23 protein-coding genes are annotated in these 20,768 nt (G+C 52.1%); 7 read left to right on the plus strand and 16 right to left on the minus strand.

The features are described 5' to 3' along the window. Positions 1–42: 42 nt before the first annotated feature. The 5 genes from DQG23_RS31485 to DQG23_RS31500 all read right to left on the minus strand — a co-directional run bounded on the left by DQG23_RS31485 (position 43) and on the right by DQG23_RS31500 (position 5,939). A complete protein-coding gene (locus DQG23_RS31485; RefSeq protein ID WP_113035004.1) occupies positions 43–915 on the minus strand; it encodes a sugar phosphate isomerase/epimerase family protein in 873 nt (290 codons plus the stop codon). A 216-nt stretch (positions 916–1,131) separates the two neighbouring features. Further along, a complete protein-coding gene (locus tag DQG23_RS43200) occupies positions 1,132–1,251 on the minus strand; it encodes a DUF4253 domain-containing protein (protein ID WP_238178132.1) in 120 nt (39 codons plus the stop codon). 208 nt (positions 1,252–1,459) lie between these two features. Further along, the gene (locus tag DQG23_RS31490; RefSeq protein ID WP_113035005.1) at positions 1,460–3,568 is read right to left on the minus strand and encodes an ABC transporter ATP-binding protein; all 2,109 of its coding nucleotides are present in this window, start codon (positions 3,566–3,568) and stop codon (positions 1,460–1,462) included. Further along, positions 3,565–5,448 carry an ABC transporter ATP-binding protein gene (locus DQG23_RS31495; RefSeq protein WP_113035006.1) on the minus strand — a complete coding sequence of 628 codons (1,884 nt, stop codon included), beginning with the start codon at positions 5,446–5,448 and terminating at the stop codon, positions 3,565–3,567. The genes DQG23_RS31490 and DQG23_RS31495 overlap by 4 nt, the downstream gene beginning before the upstream one ends. A gap of 212 nt (positions 5,449–5,660) precedes the next feature. Continuing rightward, positions 5,661–5,939, minus strand: a complete 279-nt coding sequence (locus tag DQG23_RS31500; protein ID WP_113035007.1) for a hypothetical protein — start codon at positions 5,937–5,939, stop codon at positions 5,661–5,663. 130 nt (positions 5,940–6,069) lie between these two features. On the opposite strand from DQG23_RS31500, the gene DQG23_RS31505 reads away from it, so the two are divergent. Further along, positions 6,070–7,053 (plus strand): metal-dependent hydrolase, encoded by a 984-nt coding sequence (locus DQG23_RS31505; protein ID WP_113035008.1) that lies wholly within the window; start codon positions 6,070–6,072, stop codon positions 7,051–7,053. A 290-nt stretch (positions 7,054–7,343) separates the two neighbouring features. On the opposite strand, the gene DQG23_RS31510 is transcribed toward DQG23_RS31505, so the two are convergent. Further along, entirely contained in the window at positions 7,344–7,565 is a 222-nt protein-coding gene (locus DQG23_RS31510; protein WP_113035009.1) for an alpha/beta-type small acid-soluble spore protein, read from the minus strand. A 124-nt stretch (positions 7,566–7,689) separates the two neighbouring features. On the opposite strand from DQG23_RS31510, the gene DQG23_RS42350 reads away from it, so the two are divergent. Continuing rightward, positions 7,690–7,866: a DUF5325 family protein gene (locus DQG23_RS42350; protein WP_158560793.1), complete on the plus strand. Its 177-nt coding sequence runs from the start codon at positions 7,690–7,692 to the stop codon at positions 7,864–7,866. A 143-nt stretch (positions 7,867–8,009) separates the two neighbouring features. Here the strand turns inward: DQG23_RS42350 and trpS are convergent, their stop codons facing one another. The 3 genes from trpS to DQG23_RS31525 form a co-directional block, all read right to left on the minus strand. Next, complete coding sequence (trpS, locus tag DQG23_RS31515; protein WP_113035010.1) at positions 8,010–8,996, minus strand: tryptophan--tRNA ligase; 987 nt, start codon at positions 8,994–8,996, stop codon at positions 8,010–8,012. Positions 8,997–9,682: 686 nt separating this feature from the next. Beyond that, positions 9,683–10,738 carry an FUSC family protein gene (locus DQG23_RS31520; protein ID WP_238178133.1) on the minus strand — a complete coding sequence of 352 codons (1,056 nt, stop codon included), beginning with the start codon at positions 10,736–10,738 and terminating at the stop codon, positions 9,683–9,685. A 159-nt stretch (positions 10,739–10,897) separates the two neighbouring features. After that, positions 10,898–11,578 carry a haloacid dehalogenase-like hydrolase gene (locus DQG23_RS31525; RefSeq protein ID WP_158560794.1) on the minus strand — a complete coding sequence of 227 codons (681 nt, stop codon included), beginning with the start codon at positions 11,576–11,578 and terminating at the stop codon, positions 10,898–10,900. A gap of 265 nt (positions 11,579–11,843) precedes the next feature. Here DQG23_RS31525 and DQG23_RS31530 point away from each other — a divergent pair, with 265 nt between their 5' ends. After that, positions 11,844–12,803: an aldose 1-epimerase gene (locus DQG23_RS31530; RefSeq protein ID WP_113035012.1), complete on the plus strand. Its 960-nt coding sequence runs from the start codon at positions 11,844–11,846 to the stop codon at positions 12,801–12,803. A gap of 158 nt (positions 12,804–12,961) precedes the next feature. Here DQG23_RS31530 and DQG23_RS31535 read toward each other — a convergent pair whose 3' ends face one another. From DQG23_RS31535 to DQG23_RS31545, 3 genes are all read right to left on the minus strand, one after another. Continuing rightward, entirely contained in the window at positions 12,962–14,170 is a 1,209-nt protein-coding gene (locus tag DQG23_RS31535) for an RNA polymerase sigma factor (RefSeq protein WP_238178134.1), read from the minus strand. Between the two features lie 20 nt (positions 14,171–14,190). Next, a complete protein-coding gene (locus tag DQG23_RS31540; protein ID WP_113035013.1) occupies positions 14,191–14,541 on the minus strand; it encodes a YciI family protein in 351 nt (116 codons plus the stop codon). A gap of 194 nt (positions 14,542–14,735) precedes the next feature. Further along, a complete protein-coding gene (locus DQG23_RS31545; RefSeq protein WP_238178135.1) occupies positions 14,736–15,245 on the minus strand; it encodes a hypothetical protein in 510 nt (169 codons plus the stop codon). 221 nt (positions 15,246–15,466) lie between these two features. Here DQG23_RS31545 and DQG23_RS31550 point away from each other — a divergent pair, with 221 nt between their 5' ends. Continuing rightward, on the plus strand, positions 15,467–15,694 hold the full coding sequence (locus tag DQG23_RS31550; protein ID WP_113035014.1) for an alpha/beta-type small acid-soluble spore protein: 228 nt from the start codon (positions 15,467–15,469) through the stop codon (positions 15,692–15,694). Positions 15,695–15,860: 166 nt separating this feature from the next. On the opposite strand, the gene motB is transcribed toward DQG23_RS31550, so the two are convergent. The 4 genes from motB to DQG23_RS31570 form a co-directional block, all read right to left on the minus strand. Further along, positions 15,861–16,628, minus strand: a complete 768-nt coding sequence (gene motB / locus DQG23_RS31555) for a flagellar motor protein MotB (RefSeq protein ID WP_113035015.1) — start codon at positions 16,626–16,628, stop codon at positions 15,861–15,863. Next, positions 16,621–17,418: a flagellar motor stator protein MotA gene (motA, locus tag DQG23_RS31560; protein ID WP_113035016.1), complete on the minus strand. Its 798-nt coding sequence runs from the start codon at positions 17,416–17,418 to the stop codon at positions 16,621–16,623. The genes motB and motA overlap by 8 nt, the downstream gene beginning before the upstream one ends. Positions 17,419–17,755: 337 nt before the next feature. After that, a complete protein-coding gene (locus DQG23_RS31565; RefSeq protein WP_113035017.1) occupies positions 17,756–18,157 on the minus strand; it encodes an O-methyltransferase in 402 nt (133 codons plus the stop codon). A gap of 232 nt (positions 18,158–18,389) precedes the next feature. Continuing rightward, positions 18,390–18,614 carry a hypothetical protein gene (locus tag DQG23_RS31570; protein WP_113035018.1) on the minus strand — a complete coding sequence of 75 codons (225 nt, stop codon included), beginning with the start codon at positions 18,612–18,614 and terminating at the stop codon, positions 18,390–18,392. Positions 18,615–18,872: 258 nt separating this feature from the next. Here DQG23_RS31570 and DQG23_RS31575 point away from each other — a divergent pair, with 258 nt between their 5' ends. The 3 genes from DQG23_RS31575 to DQG23_RS31585 all read left to right on the plus strand — a co-directional run bounded on the left by DQG23_RS31575 (position 18,873) and on the right by DQG23_RS31585 (position 20,701). Next, positions 18,873–20,117, plus strand: a complete 1,245-nt coding sequence (locus tag DQG23_RS31575) for a methyl-accepting chemotaxis protein (protein WP_113035019.1) — start codon at positions 18,873–18,875, stop codon at positions 20,115–20,117. A 162-nt stretch (positions 20,118–20,279) separates the two neighbouring features. After that, entirely contained in the window at positions 20,280–20,462 is a 183-nt protein-coding gene (locus tag DQG23_RS31580; RefSeq protein ID WP_113035020.1) for a YycC family protein, read from the plus strand. Further along, on the plus strand, positions 20,459–20,701 hold the full coding sequence (locus DQG23_RS31585; RefSeq protein WP_113035021.1) for a hypothetical protein: 243 nt from the start codon (positions 20,459–20,461) through the stop codon (positions 20,699–20,701). The genes DQG23_RS31580 and DQG23_RS31585 overlap by 4 nt, the downstream gene beginning before the upstream one ends. Positions 20,702–20,768: the final 67 nt, after the last annotated feature.

Raw genomic sequence — 20,768 nt, forward strand, 5'->3', positions numbered from 1 at the left:
GTCGACTTCCCGGATGACACGGCGGCTGGCCACATTTTCTATTTAATTCGGTGGACAAAATGGAGTAGGATCAAGCGGCGAGAGCAATCTCACTATATGCTTAATGTGCTCAATCGATTGCCACGTGTACAGGTCATTTATGCGGCCAGAATCGTTCGGTTGACGAGCCGCGACCAAATACGGATTGGAGATGGGCGGCATAAATTCCATCGTGATCGCCCCTTGATACCCGATTTCCATGAATGTCCTCATCACTTCCTTAAAATCGGTCATACCCAATCCAGCGGCTTCTCTAGTATTGTCAGCAATATGAACATGGATCAAATAAGGGGCGATGTTTCGAATCGCACTACTTAGATTTCGTTCTTCAATGCTCATATGAAACAGATCCGCCATCAGCTTAACGCTGTCTACATAAACTTGCTCCACTAACTTTTTAGCATCCTCTAAGCGGTTCACCAAGTAAGTCTCAAATCGATTGAGCGCTTCGATTGCGAGAGAAATATGGTTGGCAGACGCGTAGTTTCCCGCTTCTCTCAGGCTTTCCACAGCACAATTCCATTCATCCTCGGATGTCGATTCCGGGCCGTTCTTCCCTACAGAAGAAGGAACGACAATGACCAGCGGAGCTCCCAGCGCTACGGCCATATCTACACAATCCTTTACATACTGCACCGCGGAGTGCCGAATGTCCGGATTCGCGCTGGATAGGTCCCTGTCCTTTGTGAAAATACCGCAAATGGACGTGCATTGAAGCTCGTATTTCCAGAGCAATCGCTTTACTTCTGCAAGATTCAATGATTGGGGCTCGCCTGCCATTTCTACGCCATCGTAACCGAAACGCCGCAGTCGTTGAAAACTGGTTTCCATGTCTTCATTTCCATAAATCCATTGCGTGACGCTGTATGAAAACATATCTTCCTCCTCCTTCCGATATGGATGTACTTGATCTTTCTGACATCACTATATCGGAAAAGAACAGACCGGAAAATGGAACGAAGCGGTTTTCATATGGAGTAATGTAGTTATCTGCATAGATCGGATAGCCGCTTCAATCCTACCAAAATACCCATACATCGTTACGATTAAATAGGCTGCATATTGTCCGATTGTATCAAACGATTCCAACACCTATTGGCAAAATAGGAAATGTTCCTTGGCGAGCTGCAGTGCCGCAGCATCCGTCGCAGTGCGTTTGCTGACACGAACGACCCACGTATCCTGGGTGACCACAAGCGCTGACCGTCCCATTGCATGACTCCCTGCACATCGTTCCATTCTCCCAATTTGAAACCGCTCCCCCAAATCAACACAAGAAGCCGTATGTTCGCCCTTTCGTAAAAGGCGTACATACGGCTGTGGCGGGTTATTAGAGAGAGCACGCCGGCACTCGTGAAGCGTATGGATTTACATTTACAAAAACGAGCAGTTGCACCAGCAACGCCACTTCCATCTCCCATCATCGAGCCGTCTGCATCCCCCGCTGCTCCTTATATTGAAGCTCGAAGAGCCGGTAATACGAGCCGCGCTGCGCCAGCAGCTGGAAGTGGCTGCCGATCTCGCGCACCTTTCCTTTGTGCATGACGATGATCTGATCGGCATGCTGAATCGTCGACAGCCTGTGCGCGACGATCAGCGTCGTGCGGCCGCGCGAAATGTTATGCAGCGCATCTTGGACGACAAGCTCCGTTTCCGTATCGATATTCGAGGTCGCTTCGTCCAGAATCAGGATTTGCGGCCGGAAGGCGATCGCCCTTGCGAAGGACAGCAGCTGCCGCTGGCCGAGGGAAAGCGTAACCCCCCGCTCGCCCAACGCGGTCTTCATGCCTTGCGGCTGCCGGGCGATAAAGTCGTTCATGTGCACCATCCGTACCGCCTCGGCCACCTGCTCATCGGTAATCGCTTCATTATTCAAGCGTATATTCGAAGCGATATCGCCGGTGAACAGAAAGACGTCCTGCTGCACGATACTGACCGCATGGCGAAGCTCATCGAGCGGAATCTCTCGGATATCGATGCCGTCCAGCTTGATCGCCCCCTTCTGCACATCGTAAAAGCGGTTGATCAGCTGGATGATCGAGCTTTTGCCCGCTCCTGTCGCTCCTACGAACGCCACCGTCTGTCCCGGCGAAATGCGGAAGCTGACGTCCTTCAGCACCCAATCTTCGCCGTTGTAGGCGAACCATACGTTCTCGAACGCAATTTCACCGCGCACCTGCTTCGGCAGGCTGATCGGCTTGGCCGCGTCGACGATCGCCGGTTTTTCGTCCAGCATATCGAAAATACGCTCCGCACCGACCATGGCGGTTTGAATTTGGTTGTATTTCTCCGCGAGGCTCATAAGCGGCTGGAAAAACTGCCGGATATAATGCGTGAACGCATAGACGACCCCAAACGTAACCGCGCCGTCAATTACTTTTACCCCGCCGTACCAGAGCAGCAGCGCAATCGAAACGTTCCCCAGCATGCCGATCGCCGGATGAAAAATCGAGTTGACGACCGTACCGACCATACCCGCTTTATAATTTTCCTTATTGAGCTTATCGAACTGCTCCCATTGCCGTTCTTCGCGGACGAACAGCTGCGTGATGCGGATACCGGACAAATTTTCCGCAAGAAACGAATTCAGCCGGGCCAAAATAATGCGCGACCGCCGCTGCGCGTTCCGGACGATATGCCGGTAAATGACCGTGAACAGGAACAGTACCGGCAGCACCGCGAAGGCGAGCAGCGACAACTTGACGCTCATCTGCAGCATAACGAAAACGATCCCGATGATGATGATGATGTCTTTTACAAGATTAACGACGACCTGCGAATACATCTGGTTAAGCGATTCCGTATCCTGCGTGACGCGTACGACAAGCCTCCCCACCGGATTGCGGTCGAAATACGACATCGACATCCGGCTTAGATGCTCGAACAGCTTCTGCCTGATCGCGAAAATAATGCTCTGTCCCGTATACTGCAGCAGGTTGCTCTGCACATAGTTCAGAACGGCCGCTCCGACTACCGCCAGCAAGAACAGCAAGCCAAGCGTAACGAAGCCTGTATAATCCTGCTGCAGGAACTGCTTGACGGCCTCATCGTCAAGCTCCGCCGCCGCGTACCGTTCCGTTCCGGCCTGCAGCACGGCGGCACCGTTCTCCCGCACCAGCTTGAGCTCTTCCTGCTTGGCCGGAAGCCAGCCGTCTATCATCCAATGGGAGCCTTCTACTTCGACGATTTGCTTCCTCTGCAAGGAAGGCTCCTCGGCGACCGATGCGACCTCCTTCTCCGATATCCGCACATAGGCGTACTCGCCGTACACGACAGGATCGCCCAGCTTCCCGAGCTTGCCCGACTCCGCTGCCGGAGCGGCCGCCATCGGCTTATTAATGCCGTTGATGTGCTCGTCGATCGCCATTTTCATAAGATACGGCCTTGCAAGATCGGCTACGACGATCAGGAAAGCAAGGGCAATGCAAAGCACGATCATTTTCCAATAAGGCTTCGCGAACGCCATCATCCTCACAATCAGCTGCGAATCCTTAATCCCGACGACTTCCTTCTCCTTATGAATGCTCATCCGTTCGCACCTCCCCGCAAGACTTGCGGCCTGGATAGCGGCACGGCCGGCTTCGTTCCGGCAAGCTGTTCGCCGGCTGCAGCGATATCACGCTCCGCTGCCCGAATTTCCGAACCGTCGGACGGCTCAGGGAATCGTTCGGCTTCTTCGTCCAGCATCTGCTTGTGGTATAAATCCGCATACAGCCCTTGCAGCTGCAGGAGCTCCTCATGCGTTCCCCGTTCGGCGATCGCGCCTTCCTCGAGTACGACAATTTGGTCAGCCGATTTCACCGACGAGATGCGATGTCCGATAATAATCGTGGTCCGGTCGTTCATCACCGAATTAAGGCCTTCGAGGATAAGATCCTCGGTAATCGTGTCTACAGCCGACAAGCTGTCGTCAAAAATAAGGATCGACGGCTTCTTGATAAGCGCCCTTGCGATGCTGACCCGCTGCCGCTGCCCGCCGGAGAGCGAAATGCCCCGTTCGCCGAGCGCCGTATCGAAACGGTTCGGGAACTCCGCGATATTCTCGTAAACCTGGGCGAGCTTCGCTGCGTCCTCCACTTCGTTCTCCGTATACGGATTCGGATCGAAGCTGATGTTGTCGCGTATGGTCGTCGAGAACAGGAACTGGTCCTGCGGAACGATGCCGATCTGCCCACGCAGCGTGCGAAGCGGAATTTCGTGAATGTCGTGTCCGTCGATGAACACCGTACCCTGAGGCGGATTGTACAGACGAACCAGTAAGTGGACAAGCGTACTTTTGCCGCTGCCTACACGTCCGACGATGGCAAGGCTGGTGCCGCGTGGTACCGTGAGGTTTATATTTTTGAGCGAAGGCTCCTTCGCCTCCGGGTAATGAAAGGTCAAGTTGCGAATATCGATGCGCCCTTCGAGCTGCCCGATATCCGGCTTCGCCGCGATATCGTCGACAACCTCCGGCTCCGTTTCCAAAATGGACAGAAGCCGTTTTTCGGACGCTATGCCTCTTTGGACTTGGTTCACGACTTTACCCAGATTCTCGATCGGCCCCATGATGAGGGATAAATAGGTGTTGAAGGCTACAAATTCGCCGAGGGTGATCGTTCCGTTAAGCACGAGGACGCCGCCCAGAACGACGGATATGAGAAAGCTTAATCCTACGATGCCCGTGCTCAGCGCGCCGAAGAGCGAGTTCGAGCGGACGAAGCGCCTGTTCATTTCGACCGCATACTGATTGTCCCGCGTAAAATGCTTGCGCTCCGCTTTCTCCTGGACGAAAGCCTTGACGACGCGGATTCCCGCTATAAATTCCTGCACGCGGCTCGTCATATTGGAAACCGCGATTTGCATATCGCTCGACTGCTGCTGAATCCGCTTGTTGAACCGGTATGCCAGTATGCTCAAAAGCGGGAGCGGAAGCATCGTAAGCAGAGTCAACCAGCCGTTTACCGCGGAAACCATGGTCACGACGGTAAAGGTGATGAGAACTAGCGCCTCCATGATGTTAAAAATGCCGTTCATCGTCACTTCGCGAATGACGCTTACATCGCTGATCGCATGCGACATCAGGTCGCCGATCCGCTGATTGTTGAAATATTGCGCCGAGAGCTTCTCCCAGTGCGAAAATAAATTGTTGCGGATACGCATTTCCAGCATTCTGGACAGACGATACAAATAAATCCGGCCCATCGATCGAAACAAAGCTACGCCCACGGCTACCGCCAGCAGCCAAAGCGCGTACGTTCCGGCATCTTCGAGCGTAAGCCGCGATTGCTCCAGCAGGTCGGTAAATCTTCCGAGAATGTCCGGAATCAACAGCTGCATCAAGCAAGAGATGGACAATAATGCAAAGCCGAGCAGGTAAGGCCATCGTTTCTCTCGCATATAGTCGAGAATAATCGCCTTTCTTTTCATTCGTTCTCCCCCAGTCCGGCCTAGAAAAAACGCCGTTATCACGGCGCTTTCGCTATGTACCTTCTCTTCATGAAACCTTTACTTGTAAGGTTACAATGAAAAACAGGAAGAAAACATGGATATCCATGCTCGAAAACATGGACTATATTACCATCACCATGCAAACCGATCCGAAGCTGCTTCAGCGATGACGCGGCGAGCCCGTGAAATCTTCAAACCTTCCGGAACGCCCACATATGCGCTTTGGCGATTCCGCCCGTTACAAAGAGGTCGAGCTTCCGCCAGACGGAATCTGGATCGTCCGTACGTTCTTTTTTGAGCGCGAGGTACGCCTCCTCATCGGCAACCGTCCAAATTTCCACAAAAAGCGATTTCTGATCCGTTCCTTCATATAAGTCGAACCCGGCTCGCTCGCGGATCGGCGCAATCCAATCCAAATAGTTATTTCTTTCTTCTTCCTTGACCCGATATTCGGCAAAAACGGTTATCATCGAAGCACCTTCTTTTTCCTAAAATTCGCGAAGTTTCGCGGTTTAGCGGTTACGGATTTCATTTACAGCATAAAATGATACAATAATAACAACACTACGTGTGAATCTCCACACCAGGAGGGATTACTTTTTGGACACCGGAACGCATTTAGTCATCGGTCTCGGTTTAGCCGGACTCGCACACATTGACCCTGTAGTCGCCGCAGACTCAACAGTTTCGGCCGCCGTGCTGATCGGCACAGTGCTCGGTTCGCAGGCACCCGATTCGGACGGATTTCTTCGTCTCCGCGGCAACGCCGCCTATATTCGAAACCATCGCGGAGCATCCCATTCGATACCCGCCATCTTCATTTGGACGCTTCTGATTACCGCCGCCCTCGTTCTCGCATTCGGCAGTCTGCCGGTGCTGCATGTGCTCGGATGGGTGTTTGCCGCCGTCGTCTTTCACGTATTCACCGACTTATTCAATACGTACGGCACGCAAGCGCTTCGCCCTTTCTCGGAAAAGTGGGTGTCGTGGAACATCATTCACATATTCGACCCCTTTATTTTCGGATCGCATCTGATCGCGGTGTTCCTATGGTCGATCGGTGCGGGAAAGCCGCAAACGATTTTTCCTGTGCTGTACGGCTTAATTGCGTTATACTACATTTGGCGGACCGTCGTCCATTACCTGCTCGAATCCAGGCTTTATCAGAAGGATATGCACTACACGCCAACCGACCGTTACTTCTTGATTCCGACCTTTCACTGGTACGTATGGAACGTCGTGAAGAAGCAAGAGAACGGCACGTTCGTCGTCGGCGAGTACAAAAACAAGCAGCTCAAATGGTTCGATTCGGTTTCCTGCGCATCGCATCCGGCCGTAGAGGCTTCCAAAAATCATTCGGATATTTCCTCGTTCCTGTACTTCTCCTCGTTCGCTTGTGCCGAATTGAAGGAGCATCCTTGGGGATACGAGGTTCGATGGGTCGATGTCCGGTATCGGCACCGCAAGCAATATCCCTTCGTCGCCGTTCTGCTGCTCGACAGAGAGCTGCTGCCGCTTGATTCGTACGTGGGCTGGCTCAGCGACTCCCGTTTGGAGAAAAAGCTTCGCGTAGGTACGCATTAACAGACGCTGTCAAGCACGTACTACTATAAAAGCTTTCCCTTGTCGCCGGTCAAACGGCGACTTCCTTTTGCCCGTCAACGGCCAGACGAACGATATGCGTCGGTTTGATGCCCGAATTGGCTGCCTGTATCGGCCTCGGGTTCTAATAGAGGACTATCAGGCAAAGCTCACCGGACAATGGAATAGGCCCGGACAGCGTCTAGTTGCGCTGCCGGGCCCATGCGAGCAATTGGATTATTACCAGTCAACCGGAGGAATCTTAACGATTCCCCCGGTTCTAGTGGAAATGATTAACGCGTTTTACCACCGGAAATCGTTTGCTCGGCAATTTGCACAAGACGGCGAGTGATGTTTCCGCCCAATGCGCCTGCATCGCGGGAAGCCATGTAGCCCATGTAACCGTCTTGCGGGATTTGAATGCCCAGCTCTTGTGCAACTTCATACTTCATTTGATCCAATGCTTGGCTTGCTTGCGGAACGACAAGGCTGTTGCTGCTTCTCGAGTTTGCCATAATAGGTCGTGCTCCTTTCAAACCTCGTTGATGTATAGTGCAAGCTTGCAAACTTATTATGTTTCCGTTGCGAAAGAATATACACAAAGTTTTCAAAAATCTTTTTATTTGAGGAGTCCATCACATGAACCGTTCACAAGCTTTGTTTTTCGCCGTAGTCGGCACCCTGCTGCTCGCATCCATCGGGCTTGCCATCAGCTATCGTAGCGTATGGCTGACGCTGCTCTGCTCCCTCGTATCCATCCTCTTCATCGGAATAGGCTTCATGTTCAAAGCGAAAGCCCGCAAGAAAAAGGGCTAGCCTGTACGAAAGTACACAGGACAAGCCCGACGAGTCGCAGGTATGATGAGAATGCCGTCTAGCCAGCCCATTTTCAGCAAAAGGAGCCGTCCGCAGACAGCTCCTTTGATTTTAAGACCCTCTGAAAGAGGCGGGTCCAGTTGCTATTCCGGAAGGACGAAGCCCATCCGCCGCTTCACTTCACGCAGCAGCGGTTCTGCCGCGGCGTTGGCGCGCTCCGCGCCTTTCCGCAAGAACGAAGCAAGCTCGCCGCTTTCGCGGATCTCTTTATACCGCTTCTGAATCGGCTCCAGCGTCGCGACGACATGCTCGGCCAGATCCTTTTTGAACGCTCCGTACCCTTGCCCCTCGTATTTCGCCTCGATTTCGCCGATCGACAGACCCGAGCAATACGTATAAATACTCATCAGGTTGCTAACCTCAGGCTTCGATTGCGGATCGTATTTGACCTCGCGGCCGGAATCCGTGACGGCGCGGCTCAGCTTTTTGCGGATGACGTCCGGCTCGTCGAGCATGGCGATAAAGCTGCCCGGATTCGGGTTGCTCTTGCTCATCTTCTTGGAAGCGTCGTCCAGCGACATGATGCGTGCGCCCACCTTCGGAATGTAAGGCTCCGGCAAGGTGAACAAATCGCCGTACCGCTGATTGAAGCGCTGCGCCAAATCGCGCGTGATTTCAAGATGCTGCTTCTGGTCGTCGCCTACCGGAACGAGATCCGCGTTGTAGACCAAAATATCCGCAGCCATAAGCGCCGGGTACACAAACAGGCCTGCGCCGATCGATTCTTTACCGGCCGATTTTTCTTTGAATTGCGTCATCCGCTCCAGCTCGCCCATATAGGCCAGCGTCGTCATCAACCAGCCGAGCTCGGCATGCGCAGTTACATGGGATTGCAAGAACAATGCCGATTTGTCCGGATTGATTCCGCTCGCGATGAACAGCGCTGCGACGGACTCGATTTGCTCGCGCAAAGCCGCCGGATCCTGCGGTACCGTTATCGCATGAAGGTCGACCACCATGAAGAAACACTCGTGATCGTCCTGCAGCTTCACGAAATTTTGCAGCGCCCCGATGTAGTTGCCCAGCGTCAGCTGACCGCTCGGTTGAATGCCTGATAAAACTCTTTTCATAACCTATCGCCTCCTGATTTTCGTTCCAAAGCTCCAAACGCGTTTCAGCGCCCTTGATGCCGCGTTTACCCTACCCGCATTCCGGATACGCTTTCTGACGCACTCAAGGATAAACGGCTTCGCCGTGCTAATCGCTTTCGAAGAAAGCGACTTCGTAAGCATAAGCTGGGACTGGCGCGTTTACCGAGGTTTAGAGCTGCTTCCACGATATACTTTCTGAAAAACACACAAAAAGGCCTCCCGCCGCAAGGGACGAGAGACCGTGGTGCCACCCTAATTCGCTTCCCCAGGGAATGACCGGATTATGCCGGAACATTAACCGCAAGCGGAAAGCCTTATCGCTCCGATAACGGGGAGCTTCCGTTCAACCTACTGGCCGCATCGTTCGCCTCGTTTTGGACACGATAGCTACTTGCATGCCGCGTTCGGCATTATGCTCAAGGACCCATTCGAAAGGCGCGCCACACCGGATTCTCAGCCCCCCGGCTCTCTGCAGAGACACAATCGCTTTCTACTCTTTCCTCTCAACGCAAAAACGAATATAAAATTAGTACTCATTATACTCCGTGACCGCAAAAAGTTCAACCATGCCGCTTGCGGAACGCCGCGGGCAGCTCCGACGCCGTGCAGCGACGCAAAACGCCGTTGCGGCTTCGGCAGATTACGGGCTGCCGTAACGCATTCCGTCAGTAACGCGCGGAAAACGCCGAGCCGCGGCGAACCCCCGCCGCTTTCCGCAGATCGGCCAGCTTATTCAGACTGACGGAAGGAACCCGCTCCTGCGAAGCGGCGAACTCGCTTAAATATTCCCCCAGCGCCTCATAGGCCTGGTAGTATACGAATACTTGCTGCAAGCCGTAATTTTCGTCATAACGCCTCGATTCGTCCGGGCGGAGCGAGCGGAGCAGCATGTTCACAGGCGCCTTCCTGCCTGCCAGCAAGCGTTCTTGTACGTGGATGGTCAGCGTGATCGCTTGAATGAGCCTGCCCGCCTCAGGGTGGCGCAGATCGGCTTTTTGCAGCACCTTGATCATATCGCGGATGCGTTCGACCATCGACTCGTATGCATCGAAAAGCGACGCCGTCTCCTGCTCTTCCCCCCGCCTCAGCCAGCGATCCTCATGGATCAGCTGCGAGACGGCCCTCCCCTTCTCGATATACGCCCGCACATCTTCGATTTGCGCTCGCATGTAGGGACGGTAAGGCGTCATTTGGCCCGTTTTCAGATCGAGCCGGACATAATGCAGCAGCACGCGTAACATACTCTCCGACTTCGCCAGCAGCACCTCCTCGCGCTCCCGGTGCACAGGCTTGATGATGACGTTGACGACCGTGCCGACGATCATCCCGATCAGCACGAGCATGAATTGATTGTAGGCGGCGCTCCCGGAAAGCTGGCTGAACGTGCCCATCGTATTGATCGTGACGATAACGGCCAGCTGCAGCGACGCCGTTCTTTTCAGCTTGATATGGATGGCCATCACGATAAAGGAAACTGCGGCGATAATGATCGAAAGATTGCCTAACAAGAGACAGACGGCGATACCGAGCATTGCGGCAAATAACGCGCTGGCGATATGCGACAGCGAATGATGCAGCGACCGGTACACGGAAGGCTGAACCGCAAGCATCGAAATAATGCCGGCAAAATGCGCCGGGTCAAGCCGCAGCAGCCTCGCCAGCGTAATGCTGATGGCGACCGAGATGACCGTTTTTAGAACGCGAAGCCCTACCCCCATCATGGATCTCCCCCCGCCATGTTTTATGTCATATATATTAACATAACGAACGCATGAAGAGAAGTTATGTCACTTTATTGTAATATTATATAACATATAAATAATGAGAAGTTGCCTCGAACGTTTGAAAGCCGGCCCTTCGCAGGACCGGCCGGCTCGCTTTTATTCCCTTCCCTTTCGATCCAAAAAAACGGCGTCGTTCTGCAGCCCTTTCATCCATTTCGGTACCCGATCGTTAACGACGACCGCGTATTTCGGATAGTTCAGCACATCGAAATCATGCTTCGAGTCCGCGATGGAAACCGTATTGCACGGGTCACAGCCGCATTCGCGAATATAATTGAGCTTAAAGTCGCTTAAGCTCGACAAATCGATTTGCGTCGCACCGTTTTCCGACCTGGCTTCCAAGCAAACATACGGCACCTGAAAATAGTCGGCGTATTGTTTCACGATCGGCTCGATCGAGGTCGAGAGAAGAACGACGGATATACCGGCCCTCTTCAAGTCGAAAATGAGGTCGTGTACGGGTTGAATGAAGCTTGCTTTCACTTTCATTTCAAAAAACTCATATGCCCTCCGCTCTAACTGTCCGATCGGAATTTTGGCGTAGTTCCGGTAAAAAACCTGCTGAAACCGTTCGCGTTTCCAAAAGTCGAGCATGAGGTACATAGGGATATGCACGATCATGAAGTAGCATAACCACACCCGATACAGCACCGGATGCATCATAGCGGACCGAACGAACAAGTAAAACTCCACCACATTGCTTTTGGAAATCGTATTGTCCACATCGATAATTGCGTGTTTTACGCCTTTTTTGGTGAAATGCACTACGAGATTCAAGAGACCGCTCCTCCAAACTTCCCATTGTGAGCTCACAAAAACAGGAAAATAAATCCTATTATAGTATGCTGTCTCCAAAAATGTTGTCACTTTATGACGAATCCGATTATCGATCGACAAAAAATCGCGGCATCCTGCCAAAACGATTCTCGTAAACCGCTCCATTGGCACTGCCCTCAGGCTCTGATACAATGGACAAGGAAAGCTTTGCAAACGTGCACAATTCAAATGATTACGCCGATGGCGAAAGGAGCTTTTACGAACGATGATCAAACACGAACAATGGCAGGGCAGATCAATCGTCACCCTCGAGAACGACAAGCTGCTCATATCTCTTTGCCCATCGCTTGGTAATAATTTGTACAGGATGTGGGACAAGGCCGCGGAACGTGAAATATTACGCGTCCCTGCCGGACCTCAGGCGCTCATTGACAACCCCGGCCATTTCGGAACGCCGCTTATGATGCCGCCGAACCGGATCCGGAACGGGCGTTTCGAATACGAAGGCCAGGCTTACCAATTCGATATCAACACGCCGAACGGGCATCATATTCACGGCTTTTTACGCAATCATGCGTGGGAAGTAACCAATACCGCCGATAACAGCGGCACGCTGTCCGTCACATCCGTGCTGGACACGACCGCACATCAGGATATTTTTGCCCAGTACCCGCATGAAATGCGCATTGAAATGACCTACGAGCTGAGCGGAACGACACTCGTACAGCGGCTCCGCGCGACCAACGGCAGCGGCAAACCGGCGCCCTTCGGCTATGGCGTACATACTTGGTTTGCGCTCGATAACGAGCCGGAGAAATGGACGCTTACGCTACCCGTCGAATCGATCTGGGAGCTTGACGGCGATTTGATGCCGACAGGCGAGCGCAAGCCTCTGGGGGATTTGTCGGACATTGCCCGGGGAATAAATTTGCGCGGACGGGATCTCGACACCGTTTTTCAAATCGGGGACAATCCGTGCGAAGCCGTCCTATCCAAAGAAGGCTGCGAAATTCGTTACCGCGGTGAAGGTCCCTTCAAGCAGTGGGTCATATTTACCAAAGGCATCGCGGACGAAATCATCTGCCTGGAGCCCTACACATGGGTGACGAACGCGCCGAACCTTCCGCTCGATCCCGAAATCACCGGACTGCGCGCCATCGCGCCGGGCGAGACGCTTGCGCTGGATATCGTAATGGAGATTTCGCACGGGGGTAAGTCCCAGTAAACGATCGACGCTTGCTTAGATGCATACAGGCAAAAAAAACGCAGAGAAAGACGCCAACACCTGCAATAGGTATTGGCGTCTTTTGCTTATAAACCGTTCTTCGCTTGTTCTGTGAAAATAAAGGATTAGACTGGATGTATTATTTTCAAACGAAACAACTAACATTCGCCGGATTGCTTCTCCAGAAATGCTCGAATGGATGGATCCATGCACAATCCGATGGCCCGGCTGTATGCGGCACGGGCATTCTCGAACCTCTTCATCCTCTTGAATAAATGGGCGCTCAGCGCCCAATAAGGCTGATAGCTCTTAACCGATTCTGCCGGTATTTCATCCAAAAGCGCCATCCCGGTTTCGGCGCCGCGCGCTTCGGCAATGGCTGCCGCGCGGCCTACGATGGCGCCGATCGTTGGAGCGATGCCTACCAGCCCCTCGTATAGCAACGCGATCCCTTCCCATTCCGTACGGCCAGTCCAGGCACGCTGCGCATGCACGGATTGAATCGCCGCTTCAAGCTGGAACCGACCGATGCGGTTCCCTTGAGCGGCAGTGCGAAGGCAATGCTCCGCTTCCTCGATCATCCCGATCGACCAACGCGAATGATCCTGCTCGGATATGGGCACATAACCGCCTGCCTCATCGCGCCGCGCCTGGCGGCGCGCTTCGCAATGCAACATAAGAGCCAGCAAGCCTAGCGCTTCCGGTTCCCCCGGCATGAATCGCACGATCAGCCTTCCCAGGAAAATCGCTTCTTCGGCCAGCCCCTTCCGGCGCGGATCGACGCCGGTAATATCGTCCCAACCGCTTCCATAGGCTGCATAGACGGCTTCAAGCACGGCATTGAGGCGCTCCGACCATTCGTCCTTACCGGGCAAGTCGAATGTAATGTCGTCGCTCTTTATTTTCGCTTTCGCGCGGGTAAGACGCTGCCCCATCGTTGCAGGCTTAACAACGAAGGCAGAAGCAATGCGGGCTGCGTCAAGGCCAAGCACGGACTGAAGCATGAGCGGTGTACGCACGGCTGGATCAATTTCGGGATGGGCGCAAATAAACAGCATCTTGAGCCGTTCATCCGGAAAAGACGCTTCGAGTCCGGCCCATTGCTGCATATTTTTCGCCATTGCGATCAAAGTCTGCTCCGCACCGGCATGTACGCGGGCATGCCGGGTACCGTCGATCAGTCGGCGCTGAGCAGCAGTGAGCAGCCAGGTCTCGGGATTATCCGGCACTCCGGTCGCAGGCCATGATTCCAGCGCAGCCAGGAAAGCGTCGGCAAGCGCATCCTCCGCTGCAGCCGGGTCACGCCAGCGCACAGCCAGAAACGCAACCAGACGGCCATAGGAATCACGGGCCGTCTGTTCAATCATTTGGTGAGCATGCATGGCGCTCATTTCGAGATTGGATACAAGGTAGGACGGACCTCAACCGAGCTGCCGGGACAACGTGCCGCCCATTCCAATGCGGTGTCTAAATCTGGCACGTCGATGATGGCCAAACCACCAATATGCTCCTTGGTTTCGGTGATCGGGCCATCCTGAACCAGCAGTTCGCCGCCCTTCCGGCTGAGCGTGGTCCCCGTCTCTGGGGACTGAAGACCTGCGGTGCTTATCACAATGCCCGAATCAATCATCGCTGTGACATAATGTGTCCAGCTTGCGACATATGCCTCCTTGTGAATCGGATCGATTCGTTTGGCGAAATCCTCCGTCGATTCATACATTAGCAGTGTGTAATTCATGGTTATTGCTCCTCTCAACATTCATACTGGGGTTGTTTCATGTCTTCGCTATAAAGACGATTCAGATCGATGAATTTCTACATCATACGAAAATATTTTTTAAACGTCTGATAACGCATCTTAAAACACATAATCAGTCGACCCTCTATCGTTATTTAGCTTAATACGTATAGATAATTTATTCCTTTATTTTCTCAGTCTACAACTTTATTTTCTGCAGCTATCGCTTCCAAACGTCCGACCAATCCGCTCACGACGGCGACCGTATCCGCTAAATACGGCCGATAATCCAATGCCGCGACAAAGCCAAGAAACGTCCGCCCCGCCTCCAGCACAAGCGCGCGATACTCCTTCGCATTCACGGTAAACCGGTCAAGCGTTTTAAAGCCGCCATCCTGACGTTCCTCCGCCTCCACGATGTCCAAACGATCGCCGTCAAGGTGAGTAACCGCAAAGGAAAAACCTCTGCACTCCGGATCGCCGCAGCCGCATACGAAGAAAGGCATCTTCCCCCACTCGTCCGCAGGCGCCCAACGATTCGGCTCCGTATTTTCCAAGCCGCTTAGCAGCAGCGCCGGCAATCCTACATCGACACAAACCGGTTCGTCCACCAATACGCTTCCTTCGATCTCGAACCGGACATCGGCGTGGATGATTTGCAAATCTTTATCGAGCGACCAATTGGCAAAAGATAATGTAAGCATCTTACTTCTCCCTTTGACGCCTGTGCATCTGACTGCCGCAAGCTTTATGGCGTAATCGTATCATTTTGCCGCTGCAGCTGGCAATCAGGCGTGAAACGCATTCTTACTGAACGCCATCGGGAGGACAAAATACGCAAAATTTTTAAGGTTAAAATTTCCAATTATTCTTTGGAGTAAGTTTTCTATTTTGGTTCATAATACCTGTACAGGAGGTGATAATGATGGCTCAAGGACAAAACCGCTCCAGCAACTCTCTTGTCGTCCCTCAAGCAAACGCAGCTCTTGATCAGCTGAAATATGAGGTGGCACAAGAACTGGGCATTCAAATCCCACAGGACGGATACTATGGTTTCATGGCTACGCGCGATACAGGTGCGATCGGTGGACATATCACTCGCCGCCTCGTACAAATTGCCGAGCAACAGCTGGCAGGACAATTTTCTCGCTAAGCAACACATAACGCTTCGAATGGAAAAGGTGACAGCCGTCACCTTTTTTCATTTTAGCCGGAGAATAGACGCCGGCGTTTGGCGTAGGCCTAGAAAAAAACGCCCGGAACCCGGACGTTTGCAAATCAATACGACTGTCGCACCTGCCATAGCCAATCCGAAATTGTTAAGGTAAGGTTTTACGCAGGACGGACAACTCTACCCTACGGTTTTTCTCCCTTCCTTCTTTCGTATCGTTAGGCGCTACGGGGCGGAACTCTCCTTGGCCGATGGCACTGAATCTGCCCGGCTCGAGCTGCTTGTTCTGCTGGAGCACCTTCATGAAATTGATCGCCCGCTTGGCGCTCAAATCCCAGTTCGATTCGAACTCCCGGTTGCTGATCGGAATGTTGTCGGTGTGGCCGGTCACAAGAATTTGATAGCCTGGATACTGAACCAGGATATCGGCGAGCGTCATCCCCAGTTTTTGCGCCTCCGGCCTTACCGCAGCGCTCCCTGAACCAAACAACGCGGTATCGCTGATCGTGATCGTCAGCTGCTTATCATCGAGCCCTACGGCCAGTTGCTGATCCATCCCTTTGTCGGCTATATATTTCTCTATGCTTTCCTTCATCGCTTCCAGCTCTTTCGTTTCCTCTTCGAAGCGGCCGTCTCCTTCCGCCTTGCCCGATTGCTCAAGGTCCCGGCTATTGGTCGTCTGCTGCTGAATCGGCTTCGGGAACTGCGAAATGCCCGGCTGATTCATCACGCCCACATTTCCGTTAAAGGCCGCATTAACGGCTTGCATCAGCTCGCTAAATTTCTTGCTGTCCACTTGGCTGGCTGCGAACAAGACGATAAAGAGGGCGAGAAGGAGCGTCAGCAAATCGGCGTACGGGATCAGCCACGTTTCGTCCATATGCTCCTCGTGATGCTCTTTCTTTCGCTTACTCACCGGCTTTCTCCTCCCCGTCCTGTTTCTCTTCGGAGAATCGCTGCGACAACGGGATGAAGATCGACAGCTTCTGTTCGATCGCGATGCTCGAAACGCCGGACTGAATCGAGAGGATCCCCTCGGCGATCATTAAGCGAATTTCCGTTTCCTTCTTCGACATTTGCTTCAGCTTGTTAGCCATTGGATGCCAGAGAACGTATCCGGAAAAAATCCCCAGCAGCGTCGCAATAAAAGCGGCAGCTATAGAATGGCCGAGCTTTTCTATCTCATTCAGATTGCCGAGAGCCGCTACCAATCCGACGACGGCCCCGAGAACGCCAAGCGTCGGGGCATATGTCCCGGCCTGCGAGAACAAAGACGCTCCCGAACGGTGACGCTCCTCCATCGCCCCGATGTCTTCAAGCAGCACTTCCTTTACGAAATCGGGATCGTTGCCGTCGATGATCATTCTCATGCCGTATTTCAGAAAAGGATCGTCAATCGTTTCTATTTTGCTTTCCAACGCAAGCAGCCCTTCGCGGCGGGATATGTTCGTCCATTCGATAAACATTTGAACAAGCTCTTTTTTGTCCTGCAGTTTTTGGCCTACGAAAATTTTTTTCAGCAAAAACGGAAATTTTTTAATTTCTGGCATTTGAAAGCCGATAAATAAAGTAGCGGCCGTTCCGACGAAAATGATGAGGAACGCGGCGGGATTGGCAAGCGCGCTAAGACTGGCGCCCTTCAATACCATTCCGACTCCAACTGCAATAACCGCAAGAATAATTCCGATAATACTCGACTTCTCCATCTAGCTGCCAGCCCCCCAGGTTATGTAAGTGAACATTCATGCTACCGCGCCTTCAAAGATTACCGATTGCGCTCTCCTTATTTTAGTTCTTCTGACTCGGTTCTTCAACATATTCTTATTACAAGTTCATGCGAACCCATTAATATTAGAGTATTAGCCCGTAAACCGAAGAAAATCGACGATTTACCCAAAACAATAATGAGGGTCCAACACATTTTCATTTGCCCCCGTTTACCGATGAACTTTCAGGCCTAAGCAACGTGAAACCTATAAATGCTGATAAAAATAATAAAAAACGCCTCTCGCGAGGCGTCTTCAAGGAATAATAAAATGAGTGCTAATGCAGTTCTTTCTCTTTGATTCCCTTACGCGAATCTTTGGAAACAAACAGCGTAGCCATGTTGTAATTCGATTCGAACTGTACGCTTGCGTGCAGCGTGTTGTTCTTCAGCGCGAATTCGAAAACAATCTCCCCATGCGTCCAATGATGCTTGTGGCGAAGCGACTCGGCGGCCATTTTGCGGAACGATTGAAGATGCGTCTCCGACAGCCCTTCCTCGCAAACCTGCAGCACTCCGCCCTTGCTCTCGAGAGGAAAATGGCGGATGCCGAATTTCCCGACGATATTATTGCGGATTTGCACGAACACGATCCCCGAAGTCATTCTGCATAATTCTTCCCTAACTTCACGAAAAACGACTTCGATTTGCTTGCTCAATGGCAGTTGTTCCAAATACATAAATTCCCTCCTTCCGGCCAGGTAAGTAGTTAATTCGACGCAGAAGTGTAAAATATATGTAAGTTATACAGGTCTTATGTCACATTATACGAGTGCATCTTACCTATTTCAACATTAATTTGCATATATTTGAAATTTTCCGAAAATGAAATCGAGAACAAACGCAAAAAAGGGACGGCGATGGATCGCTTTCGTCCCGGTTCTTTAGTCTTAGCCGTCAACTGTGCATTACTTATTTCCCGAACGGCAAGTAATCCTCGTTATGCAGCTCGAGCAGCTTGGAGATCGGAATGCCGGTCTTCTCATGAATATCCAGCATCGTGCTTCTCGGATTCTGCTTCACATAATTGCGCACTTGCAAATAAACCTCGTCCTGTACGACCTGGCAGTCATTGCTGTACGGCGATTTGGCCTTGATATAGAGCGTTCCGCATTTCTTGCAATTTCCCAGTACCACTCGGACTCACTCTCGCTTTCCTACGATATATTCCACGACAAAAGCCGCATGTATCCGTGATGGAATGACATTTGCTACAGCATTCGCACCTATTCTTTCCAATGCGGGGGTGCCTATTTCTATTATAGGAGGGTACGATGGTCCCCACTAGGGTTTCCGGCACTAGTCGAGGGTACTAAATTTCATAGACCAAATGACACAGCGATGGTATAATCTAGGATACATATCAAAGTATTGTCGAAGGAGTTGTCGAAACGTATGGGTTGGTTCCGCGAAAAATCTTTCAAGAGGAAGCTCCAAATCGGCTGCTACACGCCGGTAGCGGTTTTATCGCTGCTGTTCATCGTCTTTACGCAATCTTGGTTGAGCATTCTTCTTGCAGTTGTGTTTTTCGGACTCTGTTTTCCTTTTATAAGCTGGCTGGAGAGAGCGCTTACAGAACCTATCGACAACATAACCAGAAGCGCGATGAGCATCGCCAAAGGCGACTTTTCACAGAAGGTATACATAAACTCCGACGACGCGATGGGGGAATTGGCCGATTCCTTCAACAAAATGATCGACCGCTTAAAGGACATTCTCAAAGAAACGTCGACAACCTCCAAGGTTGTCGCGGAAGCAAGCCAAGACAGCTTCCTGCAGAACAAAAACCTGATGGAGGTCATCGGTCAAGTGACGACTTCCGCAGGCGAGCTTGCGGCGGGTGCCAACCAAATTTCCGAAGAAGTCAGCAACATATCCGTCGCGATCAAGGATATCGAAACGCGCGTAACCGACTACGCTCATTCGACCAAAGACATGAACATGCATTCCGAGAAGATGGTGGGACTCGTCGATAAAGGAAGAAACGCAGTAGAATCTCAAAATGAAGGGATGAAACGTAACGTAGAAGCGACGAACATGGTGTCGTCGGCGATTGACCTGCTTGCCAAGCAAGCCAATAACATCTCCCGCATTACCGGTACGATTTCGGACATTGCCGAGCAAACCAACCTGCTCTCGCTCAACGCTTCGATCGAAGCCGCCCGTGCCGGCGAGCACGGCAAAGGTTTTGCAGTCGTAGCCCAGGAGGTGCGCAAACTGGCCGTCGAATCGACGGCGTCGACCAAGGAGGTTTTCGGCCTTGTGCGCAGCATCCAGCAAAGCATCGACCAGGCGCTGCATAATATTCAAACGAACGAGAGCATCGTCCAAGCGCAGACGACGCTAATTTCCGAGACGGAGAAAATTTTCTCGGAAATCGTCGAGAGCATTCAATTCATCACGCAGCAAATTTACGTATTCGCCAAAGAAAGCGATCTGATGCTCGAAAGAGCACAGACGATTTCCGCCACCATGGAGAACATTTCGGCGATCACGGAGCAATCGGCCGCCGGTACGCAGGAAGTTTCCGCCTCCATGAACGAGCAAATCGCTGCCGTACAGAGCATGGTCAAACAATCCGAGAATATGGCCTCCTCCGCTAACCAGCTCCAGAAAGCGATTCAAATATTCAAGCTATAAGTGCTTTCGCAAAGTAGCATAAGAAGCTTGAGCACACGCCATAAGCTTAATAGAAAGGTCGCCTCCGGCGGCCTTTCGCCGTTCATCGCGAACATCGCCCTTGATCGGCGGCCAACCGTGTGATTAAATAAGTGCATAGCAAGCAGAAAGGCGGTTAACTCAATGAAACCTTTGCAAATATCGCCCGAAACGGCAGTGAAGCTCGCCAAGGCGCTGAACGTGCCGATCGAGCACTTGATGCACATGCCGCAGCATATTTTGCTCCAGAAGATGGCGGAGCTCGCCAAACAAACGAATGCAGACGCTCCAGCCGCAGATAAGAACGATCCGGAGCAATCCTCATGATTCCGTTCGCCAACACTTGGCCTTACGAGACGATCGGGCAAGATGTTTATGTGCAGGAGTGCCCGTTCTGCCAGACTGCCAACGTTATGCTGAGGATGAAGAAGGACGAGCTTCAGGAAATCCGGGACGGACGCAAAAAGCTGCTCATATTCCCATGCTGCCATAATAAAATGACTGTCGTCGATAACGACAACGATTATTTGCTCAGCGACCGGCCCGTAAGGAGCAAACGGAAGTAAGGAGCAGCGTCAAACGCAAAAAAAGCATCCATCCCGCAACTTCGGGACGCGATGCTTTTTTGAGTGT

The organism is Paenibacillus contaminans (genome assembly GCF_003285015.1).
Classification (GTDB): domain Bacteria; phylum Bacillota; class Bacilli; order Paenibacillales; family NBRC-103111; genus Paenibacillus_V; species Paenibacillus_V contaminans.

Coding starts and splice junctions, on each gene's coding strand:
- DQG23_RS31485 (WP_113035004.1), bottom strand. CDS start 915: ATGTTTTCATACAGCGTCACGCAATGGATTTATGGAAATGAAGACATG.
- DQG23_RS31520 (WP_238178133.1), bottom strand. CDS start 10,738: ATGATGGGGGTAGGGCTTCGCGTTCTAAAAACGGTCATCTCGGTCGCC.
- DQG23_RS31530 (WP_113035012.1), top strand. CDS start 11,844: ATGATCAAACACGAACAATGGCAGGGCAGATCAATCGTCACCCTCGAG.
- trpS (WP_113035010.1), bottom strand. CDS start 8,996: ATGAAAAGAGTTTTATCAGGCATTCAACCGAGCGGTCAGCTGACGCTG.
- DQG23_RS31510 (WP_113035009.1), bottom strand. CDS start 7,565: ATGGCAAACTCGAGAAGCAGCAACAGCCTTGTCGTTCCGCAAGCAAGC.
- DQG23_RS31585 (WP_113035021.1), top strand. CDS start 20,459: ATGATTCCGTTCGCCAACACTTGGCCTTACGAGACGATCGGGCAAGAT.
- DQG23_RS31575 (WP_113035019.1), top strand. CDS start 18,873: ATGGGTTGGTTCCGCGAAAAATCTTTCAAGAGGAAGCTCCAAATCGGC.
- DQG23_RS31550 (WP_113035014.1), top strand. CDS start 15,467: ATGGCTCAAGGACAAAACCGCTCCAGCAACTCTCTTGTCGTCCCTCAA.
- DQG23_RS31565 (WP_113035017.1), bottom strand. CDS start 18,157: ATGTATTTGGAACAACTGCCATTGAGCAAGCAAATCGAAGTCGTTTTT.
- DQG23_RS42350 (WP_158560793.1), top strand. CDS start 7,690: ATGAACCGTTCACAAGCTTTGTTTTTCGCCGTAGTCGGCACCCTGCTG.
- DQG23_RS31500 (WP_113035007.1), bottom strand. CDS start 5,939: ATGATAACCGTTTTTGCCGAATATCGGGTCAAGGAAGAAGAAAGAAAT.
- DQG23_RS31545 (WP_238178135.1), bottom strand. CDS start 15,245: ATGCTTACATTATCTTTTGCCAATTGGTCGCTCGATAAAGATTTGCAA.
- DQG23_RS31490 (WP_113035005.1), bottom strand. CDS start 3,568: ATGAGCATTCATAAGGAGAAGGAAGTCGTCGGGATTAAGGATTCGCAG.
- DQG23_RS31495 (WP_113035006.1), bottom strand. CDS start 5,448: ATGAAAAGAAAGGCGATTATTCTCGACTATATGCGAGAGAAACGATGG.
- DQG23_RS31580 (WP_113035020.1), top strand. CDS start 20,280: ATGAAACCTTTGCAAATATCGCCCGAAACGGCAGTGAAGCTCGCCAAG.
- DQG23_RS43200 (WP_238178132.1), bottom strand. CDS start 1,251: ATGGGACGGTCAGCGCTTGTGGTCACCCAGGATACGTGGGTCGTTCGT.
- DQG23_RS31540 (WP_113035013.1), bottom strand. CDS start 14,541: ATGAATTACACACTGCTAATGTATGAATCGACGGAGGATTTCGCCAAA.
- motA (WP_113035016.1), bottom strand. CDS start 17,418: ATGGAGAAGTCGAGTATTATCGGAATTATTCTTGCGGTTATTGCAGTT.
- DQG23_RS31535 (WP_238178134.1), bottom strand. CDS start 14,170: ATGATTGAACAGACGGCCCGTGATTCCTATGGCCGTCTGGTTGCGTTT.